General features: G+C 61.8%; 8 protein-coding genes and 2 pseudogenes. 2 read left to right on the forward strand and 8 right to left on the reverse strand.

The window, feature by feature from the left end; translation table 11 throughout:
* The 3 genes and pseudogenes from IQK56_RS28195 to IQK56_RS28205 all read right to left on the reverse strand — a co-directional run.
* Positions 1 to 913 (reverse strand): annotated as a pseudogene (locus tag IQK56_RS28195) (alpha/beta hydrolase); the annotation flags it as partial.
* Entirely contained in the window at positions 910 to 2,304 is a 1,395-nt protein-coding gene (locus IQK56_RS28200; protein WP_193862168.1) for an aspartate aminotransferase family protein, read from the reverse strand. The gene IQK56_RS28200 and the pseudogene IQK56_RS28195, both read right to left, overlap by 4 nt.
* Positions 2,297 to 2,995, reverse strand: a complete 699-nt coding sequence (locus IQK56_RS28205) for an HAD-IB family phosphatase (protein ID WP_150760525.1) — start codon at positions 2,993 to 2,995, stop codon at positions 2,297 to 2,299. The genes IQK56_RS28200 and IQK56_RS28205 overlap by 8 nt, the downstream gene beginning before the upstream one ends.
* A gap of 214 nt (positions 2,996 to 3,209) precedes the next feature.
* Here IQK56_RS28205 and IQK56_RS28210 point away from each other — a divergent pair, with 214 nt between their 5' ends.
* Complete coding sequence (locus IQK56_RS28210; RefSeq protein ID WP_150674846.1) at positions 3,210 to 3,965, forward strand: MipA/OmpV family protein; 756 nt, start codon at positions 3,210 to 3,212, stop codon at positions 3,963 to 3,965.
* A gap of 71 nt (positions 3,966 to 4,036) precedes the next feature.
* Here the strand turns inward: IQK56_RS28210 and IQK56_RS28215 are convergent, their stop codons facing one another.
* The 5 genes and pseudogenes from IQK56_RS28215 to IQK56_RS28235 form a co-directional block, all read right to left on the reverse strand.
* Positions 4,037 to 4,429: a DMT family transporter gene (locus IQK56_RS28215; RefSeq protein ID WP_150674847.1), complete on the reverse strand. Its 393-nt coding sequence runs from the start codon at positions 4,427 to 4,429 to the stop codon at positions 4,037 to 4,039.
* Positions 4,426 to 4,806, reverse strand: coding sequence for a DMT family transporter (locus tag IQK56_RS28220; RefSeq protein ID WP_122307344.1), 381 nt, complete (start codon positions 4,804 to 4,806; stop codon positions 4,426 to 4,428). The genes IQK56_RS28215 and IQK56_RS28220 overlap by 4 nt, the downstream gene beginning before the upstream one ends.
* Entirely contained in the window at positions 4,803 to 5,723 is a 921-nt protein-coding gene (locus tag IQK56_RS28225; protein ID WP_122307343.1) for an arginase family protein, read from the reverse strand. Before IQK56_RS28225 ends, IQK56_RS28220 begins: the two co-directional genes overlap by 4 nt.
* Positions 5,724 to 5,912: 189 nt before the next feature.
* Positions 5,913 to 6,565 (reverse strand): annotated as a pseudogene (locus IQK56_RS28230) (DsbA family oxidoreductase).
* A gap of 54 nt (positions 6,566 to 6,619) precedes the next feature.
* Positions 6,620 to 7,639, reverse strand: coding sequence for an alpha/beta fold hydrolase (locus tag IQK56_RS28235; RefSeq protein ID WP_122307239.1), 1,020 nt, complete (start codon positions 7,637 to 7,639; stop codon positions 6,620 to 6,622).
* A 182-nt stretch (positions 7,640 to 7,821) separates the two neighbouring features.
* On the opposite strand from IQK56_RS28235, the gene metR reads away from it, so the two are divergent.
* Positions 7,822 to 8,739 carry a transcriptional regulator MetR gene (metR, locus tag IQK56_RS28240; protein WP_099583510.1) on the forward strand — a complete coding sequence of 306 codons (918 nt, stop codon included), beginning with the start codon at positions 7,822 to 7,824 and terminating at the stop codon, positions 8,737 to 8,739.
* Positions 8,740 to 9,002: the final 263 nt, after the last annotated feature.

Raw genomic sequence — 9,002 nt, forward strand, 5'->3', positions numbered from 1 at the left:
AGCCTGCTCACCACAACAGCCCGGTTCACCACAACAGCCCGGTTCACCACAATAAGCCTGCTCACCACAACAACCCGGTTCACCGCCGGAGACTTGCCGGCTGATAAAGTCGACACTCAACTCAATCACCCGCCGGTATTGCAGGTCGACGGTGATCATGTGGTAGCAGTTATCCAGCAGAATCTTGGTCACGGGCCCGCCGAGGTGGCGCTCCACGTAGTCGGCGTTCCAGCGGCTGGTGATGTCGTCCTCGAGGGAGTGCAGCACCAGCGCCGGCACGTTGATCCGGGGCATGCGTTTCTTGACCACCGCGTTCATCCAGTGCAACTCGCGCACGGTGACGCCTTCCATGGTCAACAGGCCCGCTTCACTGCTCTCGCCCTCCTTCATCTGGCGTTCAACAATCGCCCGCAGCCGTTCATTCTTGATGCCATAGGGCGGTTTCTCAGTGAAGCGGAACAGGCGCACACCGAACGGAATCCGGATCAGCAACGGCGTGATGAACGCCATTTTGTTGATGCTCCAGCCGTCGTACTTCAAGGTGGTCGAGTACATCAGCAAGCCGGCGACCTGCCCCGGATGCTCCGACGCCACGTACATGGACATCACCGCGCCCATGGACAAGCCACCGACAAACACCTGCCCATGACGCTGCTTGATCTGTACGAAGGTCTTGCGCACGCCTTCATACCAGTCACGCCAGCCGGTGGCCTGCAGGTCGCTGTTATCACCGCAGTGCCGGCCAGGGTGGGCACATACACCGTGCAATTGCCCGCCTTGGCCAGGCCCTTGGCGACCTGGCGCAGTTCGGTCGGGGTGCCGGTCAGGCCGTGGATCAACAGGATCCCGACCGACCTTCACCGAGAACGAAGCCGGCATCACCTTCGCCGAGGTCGATCTCTGCCCGGCTCACCGCGTGGTCGCTCGCACCAGCAGTTGCTCAAGCAGCTTCAAGCCGAGGTCGATTTCCGGGTAGCTGATTTCCAGGGACGGCGCGAGGGTGATCACGTTCTTGTAGTAACCGCCCACGTCGAGGATCAGGCCGAGTTTCTGGCCATCCACCAGCATGTCGCCCTTCATGCCTTCTTCGACCATGTAGTCCAGGGTCGCCTTGTCCGGCGTGAAGCCGTTCGGGCCGCAGATTTCGCAGCGCAGCGCCAGGCCCAGGCCGTCGACATCGCCGATGATCGGGAAGCGCTTCTGCAAGTCCTGCAGGCCTTCGAGGAAGTATTTGCCCTTGGCCATGACCATTGCGCCGTAGTCGACTTCGCTGGTCATCTTGAACATTTCCAGGCCCACCGCCGTGCCCAACGGGTTGGAGGCAAAGGTGGAGTGGGTCGAGCCTGGCGGGAAGATCTTCGGGTTGATCAGCTCTTCACGGGCCCAGATGCCGCCCAGTGGGTTGAGGCCATTGGTCAGCGCCTTGCCGAACACGATCACGTCCGGCTGTACGTCGAAGTGCTCGATAGACCACAACTTGCCGGTGCGGTAGAAGCCCATCTGGATTTCGTCGGACACCATCAGGATGCCGTGCTGGTCGAGCACGTGCTTGAGTTCGCGGTAGAAGTTCATCGGTGGGATCACGTAGCCGCCGGTGCCCTGGATCGGCTCGACGTAAAATGCTGCATATTCGCACTGGTTGGTTTTCGGGTCCCAGACGCCGTTGTATTCAGTCTCGAACAGCCGCGCGAACTGCTGCACGCATTGGCTGCCGTACTCTTCTTTCGTCATGCCTTTGGGGCCACGGAAGTGGTACGGGAATGGGATAAAGTTGGCGCGCTCGCCGAAGTGGCCGTAGCGACGACGGTAGCGAAAGCTGGAGGTGATCGACGACGCGCCGAGGGTGCGCCCGTGGTAGCCGCCTTCGAAGGCGAACATCAGGCTTTTGCCGTTGCTGGCGTTACGCACCACTTTCAGCGAGTCCTCAATGGACTGCGAGCCGCCGACGTTGAAGTGCACGCGCCCGTCCAGGCCGAACTTGTTCTTGGCGTCTACCGCGATCATTTCCGACAGCTCGATCTTGCCCTTGTGCAGGTACTGGCTGGCGATTTGCGGCAGGGTGTCGATCTGCTGTTTCAGCGCATTGTTCAGGCGCGGGTTGGCATAGCCGAAGTTGACCGCCGAGTACCACATTTGCAGGTCGAGGTAGGCCTGGTCCTCGGTGTCCCACACGTAGGAGCCTTCGCAGCGGCTGAAAATACGCGGAGGCTCGATGTAGTGGACGGTGTCGCCGTAGGAGCAGTATTTGGCTTCTTTATCCAGGAGGATCTGGTCTTCGGCGGTCGCGATGCGGATATCAGACATGGTGGAAAATTTCCTGTGTGTCGGCAGTGAAGGAGGTCGCGTTGGCGGCGATGCCCTGAGGCAGTTGCGCGAGCAGCGCAGGCACTTGGGCAAAGCTGTCGAAGCGCGCATGGGGAATCTGGTGGGCGATGCAGTACTCGGCGAGGCTGCCCTTGGCGAACACGAAGTCGGCGGTAGAGGCCACGCACATGTCGGACTTGCCGTCGCCGATCACCAGCACGCGCTTGCTGCGCGGCGTGGATTTACACTTGCAGTTGCCGGATGCGGCGCGGCAGGCGTCGCTGGAATACGGGAAGTCGATGCGCCAGCTGTTCTGGTCGACCTGGCGCAGGCGGTTGGCGAGGATCGGCAGCAAGGTCACGTAGTTGCGCGACAGGATCCGCGCAATGCCTTGCTCGATACCATCGCTGACCACTTCGATGGACGCGCCAAGGCCAATCACGTGATCGACGAAGTCCGGAAAGTCCGGGTCGATCTCGACACTGTCGAAATACGCCAGCAACTCGCTGGGGGTGGCCTTGATCAACGCCAGTTGGCGGCTCAGGCATTCGCGTGAACCGATATGCCCATCCAGCCATTGCTGCTCGATGGTTTCCCACTCGGGGCCGGCGAAGCGTTGGAGGACGTTGTCGATGACATCGGTGGGGGTGATGGTCCCGTCGAAGTCGCACACGATATGCCAGTCAATCATTGTGGTTACCTTGATGGAGTGCGCTGTCTGCGCTTTCACCAGGGGTAGAGCAGGGAGTGTGCCAACTGGCTGAAGCCCAGCGGGGCTGGGCGCGGGAGCAGCAATGTGTCGTGGAAGCTACAATTTTTGTAGCTTGCTACAAACAAGATGAGTGCTTGCGTGGGACTGGAGGTTTGCGCGTTCATGCGCGTGTATTCACTTAGGAACTGTGACCATGTTGAGGATCACATGCGCGGCACTCGCCGGTTTACTGAGCCTCGCCGCCCACGCCGAAGGCATCAGCGGTGACGTCGGCGCAGGCGTCAGCTACCAGCCCCACGACCCGACCGGCAGCCGCTACGAAACCCGGCCCGTCCCCTACCTCGACCTGGACTGGGGCAATGTGAGCCTGGGCACCGATGACGGTTTGACCTGGAGCGCCCTGAACACCAACGGCTTCAGCGCCGGCCCTTACATCAATTACTTGCAGGGGCGCACCTCCAACGGCTCGTTGCAGGGCCTGCGCAACGTGTCGGACATGGCTGAAATAGGCGGGTTCATCCAATACGCCCCGGCTGACTTCTGGCGGGTCTATGCCCAACTGGGCCAGGCTGTCGGCGGTGGTCATTCCCAGAGCGGCGCGCTGGGCAAGGTCGGCGGCGAGCTGGGCTATCCGCTGGGCGGTGGGATCATCGGCAGCAGCGGCCTGGTGGCGCATTTCGCGGATGCGCGGCAGACCCAGACGTATTTCGGGGTGGATGAGAACGAGGCGGCGGCCACGGGTTTCAAGGCCTACAACGCCAGCGGCGGTTTCCAGAACATCACCCTGAGCCAGAGTTTCCAGTTCCCCCTGGCGCCCAACTGGTCACTGCTGACCAGCGCCAGCTGGGTGCATCTGGTGGGCTCGGCGGCGGACAGCAGTATCGTCAGGCAGGCTGGTGAAGTGAACCAGGGCCAGGTGCAGACGGCGATCAGCTACACCTTCGACTGATTCACCTGATGGATGGAGATATAAATGTGGGAGGGGCCCCTCCCACATTGGCCTGTATTTCATGGCCTGTATCAGCTCTCTTCGCCTTCGGCCAGCAGCGCTATCCCACTGATAATCACCGCCACGCCTACCCAGTGCAGCGGGCTGATATGTTCCCCCAGACCCAGCCACGACCCCAGCAGCACCACCACAAACACCAGCGAACTCAGCGGAAACGCCAAGGACAGGCTGCTGCGCCGCAGGATCAGCATCCACACGAAAAACGCGCCGATGTAGCAGGCAATCGCCGCCAGAATCCCGGGATTACGCGCCACATCGGCCAGCCACTGCACATTGAAATCCATCTGCCCCAGTTGGTCACCGGCGACTTTGGTAAACAACTGCCCGGCGCTCTCGGTGCAGATCAGCAAGGCCCAGAGCACCACGGTGCCGAAACGCCCATGCAACCATGCGTGCGCATTCATGCCTGACTCCCTGCAATCGCCACCAGCATCACGCCCAAGGTAATCACCAGCGTGCCCAGCCATCGGCGGCGGCTGACGGTTTCACCCAACACCACTTTGCCCACCAGCACCACCCCGCAATATGCCAGCGCGGCGGCCGGAAACAGCAGGCTCAACGGCGCACGGGACAAGGCTTCCAGCCAGATAAAAAACTCGATGACGTAGGCACCAATGCCCGCCCACAGCAACGGCGCGTTGAACACCTGGCCCCAGAACGCATTCAGGCGAAAGCCGCCTTCCAACTCCGGCAAACGGTCCAGCCCGAGCTTGAAACACAACTGGCCGATCACATCGAGCACGATGGAAAACGCCACCAGCAACACCACGGTCAAGGTCACGGGAACAGCTCCTCAAACAGATCGATCAGGGCTTCATTGGTGGCAGCATTGCGCTGCAAATCCTCGGGGCTCCAGCGCTCCGCCGGCGGCTGGTCGGACTTGGCTTCCCAACGCTTGAACGCATTGCTGAACGCCGGCGTGGCGAACTCGCCGCACACGTCGATGCCGATGATGCGTTTGCGTGCCGCCAGTGCGCGCAGGGCCTGGAGCAAGTGGGTCAGGCGCATGCCGCCCTGGTCCCAGTTGGTGGCCGCGTCTTCACTGGCGAGTACGTCTTTGTCGACGGTGATCCAGATCGCCTCAGTGGGCAGGCTGCTGATCATCTGCTCAAGGAACGCGGCCCAATCCAGCTCCGCCAGGTTGCGCCAGTGCAGGTGGTTTTCCTGCTGCTGGTGACCGGCGCCATCGCCGACCCGGCCCCAGACTTTCGACGGCGGGTGCTGCCAGGGAAACAGCTGCAACTGCCCGCGCTTGAGGGCGCCAAGGTTGCCGCCGCGCAGTTGCGGATTGTGCAGGTCATCGCTGCACGGGCCGAGGGTGACAATCCGCTTGATCGCCGGCATCTTCAGGGCGCGGTTGACCCACGAACCACAGTGACGCCTGGGCGCAAAGCGCACCCAGTCGGGGTGGTTGTCGAAGTGGATCAGGCTGATGGGCTCTTTGAGATCGGCAAGGAAGGCCGGCGTGAGGTGGTGATAATCGCCGGAGCCGACAAACAGGATTTCCGGCCGCGCATCCGTGGGCCGTGGCCGTTGGGCCAGGCGTTCGGTGAAGCGTTTCCAGGTTTTTCCGGTGGACCACAGGCGCAGCTTCGGGCCCAGGTCGAGCAGATCGAGGCGCGTGGCCTGACCGCTGGCCAGACGCCGGGCAATCGGTGCCTGGCCGGTGAGGCTATGGTCGAGATCAAGAATATTCAAGGCAGAGGTGCCCCCTTTATGGCTTCAGGGGGTCAATGCAAGGGCCGGGCCAGGGGCTATCTTGAAAACAATGCGCATCCCATGTGGGAGGGGGCTTGCCCCCGATGGCGGTTTATCAGGCACAGAATAGATTGACTGACCCACCGCTTTCGCGAGCAAGCCCGCACACATTTGCAATTGTGTTCGGCTTTAGCTTCGGGATTCGTTGATGATCTGGCGAATCGCGCCCACAAACGCTTCCGCCGGCTGGCCACCGCTGACCGCGTACTGGTCGTTGAACACGATGGTCGGCACCGACGTCACGCCACGGGATGTCCACAGTTGCTCTTGCTCGCGGACGTCGGCGGCGTATTCATCGCTGGCGAGAATCTCGGCCGCACGCTTGATATCCAGGCCGACGCTCTCGGCAATGATCGCCAGGGTGGCATGGTCGGACGGGTCCTGGCCATCGGTGAAGTAGGCCTTGAACAGTGCTTCCTTGAGGTTGTACTGCAAGCCTTCCAACCCGGCCCAATGCAACAGGCGATGGGCGTCGAAGGTGTTGTAGATGCGGCTCTGCCCATCGGTGCGGAATGCAAAACCCAACTCGGCGCCCATGTCGCGGATGCGCGCACGGTTGGCCTGGGATTCTTCGGCGGTCGAACCGTATTTTTCAGTGATGTGCTCGACGATGTTCTGCCCTTCGGCGGGCATGTTCGGGTTCAGTTCGAAAGGCTGGAAATGGATCTCGCCTGGACCTCGGCGCCCAGTTGGTCGAGGGCCTCGGTCAGGCCACGCAGGCCGATGATGCACCAGGGGCAGGACACGTCGCTGACGAAATCGATTTTCAGGGGAGTACTCATGGTAGGCAACCTCGTTGGCAGTCATACGCCGCAAAGGTTGCACGATACACCACCTCACAACAGCTTCGCAGGCGCCACCTGATCAATCTGTGCCCAATGGGCCGCGTCTTCACGATGGGCTTGCAGGTACGGCAACACCGCCGTCAGCAGCGGCGCCTTGAAAGCCTCCTGGAAACGATGGGCCATGCCGGGAATCAGCTTCAATTGGCTGCCCTGGATATGCGCCGCCAGGTGCACGCCGTGCATCACCGGCAACAACGGGTCGGCGGTACCGTGGACGACCAGGGTCGGCACGCGCAACTGGTTGAGCAGCGGCACGCGGCTGGGCTCGGCGAGGATCGCCATGATCTGGCGCTTCACGCCCTCCGGGTTGAAGGCACGGTCGTAAGAGAGCGCAGCCTGGTGCAGCAGCGCCTGGCGATCATCCTTGATCGTCGGGCTGCCCAGCGCGGCCAGCAGGTCGGCCTGTTGTTCCAGGGCCACTTCGCGATTGGGCGCGCCGCGCCTCGACAGCAGTTGCACCAACGCCGCACTCGGTGCGGGCAAGCCTTCGGCGCCGGAGCTGGTCATGATCAGGGTCAGGCTCTCCACCCGCTGCGGCGCCATGGCCGCCAAATGCTGGGCGATCATGCCGCCCATACTGGCGCCGAGCACGTGAAATTGCTCGATCTGCAACGCGCTCATCAAGCCCAGGGCGTCATCGGCCATGTCGGTCAGGGTGTACGGCGCCGCCACCGGCAGGCCGAGCTTGTAGCGCAGCACTTCAAAGGTGAGATTGGCGTTGGCCGGGGCCTGGCGCCAGGTGGACAGGCCGACGTCGCGGTTGTCATAGCGGATCACCCGAAACCCTTGTTGGCAGAGAGCGACTACTACCTCGTCCGGCCAATGGATCAACTGCCCACCCAGGCCCATCACCAACAGCAACGCCGGATCGGACGCACGGCCGATGCTCTGGTAGGCGATGCTCACCGTTTCCAGGTCGACCGTTTGGGTCGGGACATTGACATCACATCGAGACGCCGCAAAAGACGGCAGGCCGAACCAGAAGGCGGCCAGTAAAAGCAACACGCGCATGAAAAACACCGAAACGCAGAACCCCAGTAGAGCGCGAGTCTGATGAAGTTTGTTCAAGCGCGCTGCCACACTTGTATGACAGTTTGATGAAGAGTGCCCAGTGGTCGTGGTCGACACGCCTTGCAACATGAGACAAACTCACGCTATTGACCTTCGTCACAAATTGTCTTCATGGAGAGCTCGTGCTCGAAATCCGTCACCTCAAGACCCTGCACGCCCTGCGCGAAGCCGACAGCCTGGTGGAAGCCGCCGAGCGCCTGCACCTGACGCAGTCGGCGCTGTCCCACCAATTCAAGGAGTTGGAGGAACGCCTGGGCATGCAGCTGTTCGTGCGCAAGACCAAGCCGCTACGCTTCACCAGCGCCGGCCTGCGCCTGCTGCAACTGGCCGACGCCACCCTGCCCTTGCTGCGCGGCGCCGAACGCGACATCGCACGACTGGCCGGTGGCACCGCCGGACGCCTGCACATGGCGATCGAGTGCCACAGCTGCTTTCAGTGGCTGATGCCGACCATCGACCAGTTCCGCGACGCCTGGCCGGAAGTCGAGCTGGACCTGGCGTCGGGTTTTGCCTTCGCCCCGCTGCCGGCACTGGCCCGTGGCGACCTGGACCTGGTAGTCACGTCCGACCCGCTGGAACTGCCGGGCATCACCTATGTGCCGCTGTTCACCTACGAAGCCATGCTGGCCGTGGCCAACCAGCACGCGCTGGCGAACAAGTCGTTTATCGTGCCTGAAGACTTGCTTCCCGAAACCCTGATCACCTACCCGGTGGAGCGCGACCGCCTGGACATCTTCACGCGCTTCCTGGAGCCCGCCGACATCGAGCCGGCCCAGGTGCGGACCTCGGAGCTGACGGTGATGATGATGCAACTGGTCGCCAGCGGCCGTGGCGTGTGCGGCATGCCCCATTGGGCGCTGCATGAATACAGCTCGCGTGGCTACGTGAAGGCCAAGCGCCTGGGTGAGAAAGGCTTGTTTGCGACGCTGTATGCGGGGATTCGCGCGGACATGCTGGATGCGCCGTACATGCGCGACTTTTTGCTCACGGCCAAGGACACGTCGTTTTCGACATTGGATGGGGTAAGCGCAGTTCGCTGATCAAACCAGCCCTCGCAAACAATATGATCTACCTGTGGGAGCCCGCTCTTATCAAATATAAAATAAGTTACTGACTTTAAAGAGTTAAAAATCAGCTCTAAAACTGAGATGTTGTAGGCGCCCCCAGTTTGTTGCGCGACAGCGTACGTCGAAGAGGTAGTGCCCCCCCACATTTTGAATGGTGACTGACGTGAAATACCGGTCGGCTCTAAGGCCGCCGCGCTCTTGCTTTTGATCTCGGGTCGCCCCGTTAACCACGCTGG

This window comes from Pseudomonas cyclaminis, assembly GCF_015163715.1.
Classification (GTDB): Bacteria; Pseudomonadota; Gammaproteobacteria; order Pseudomonadales; family Pseudomonadaceae; genus Aquipseudomonas; species Aquipseudomonas cyclaminis.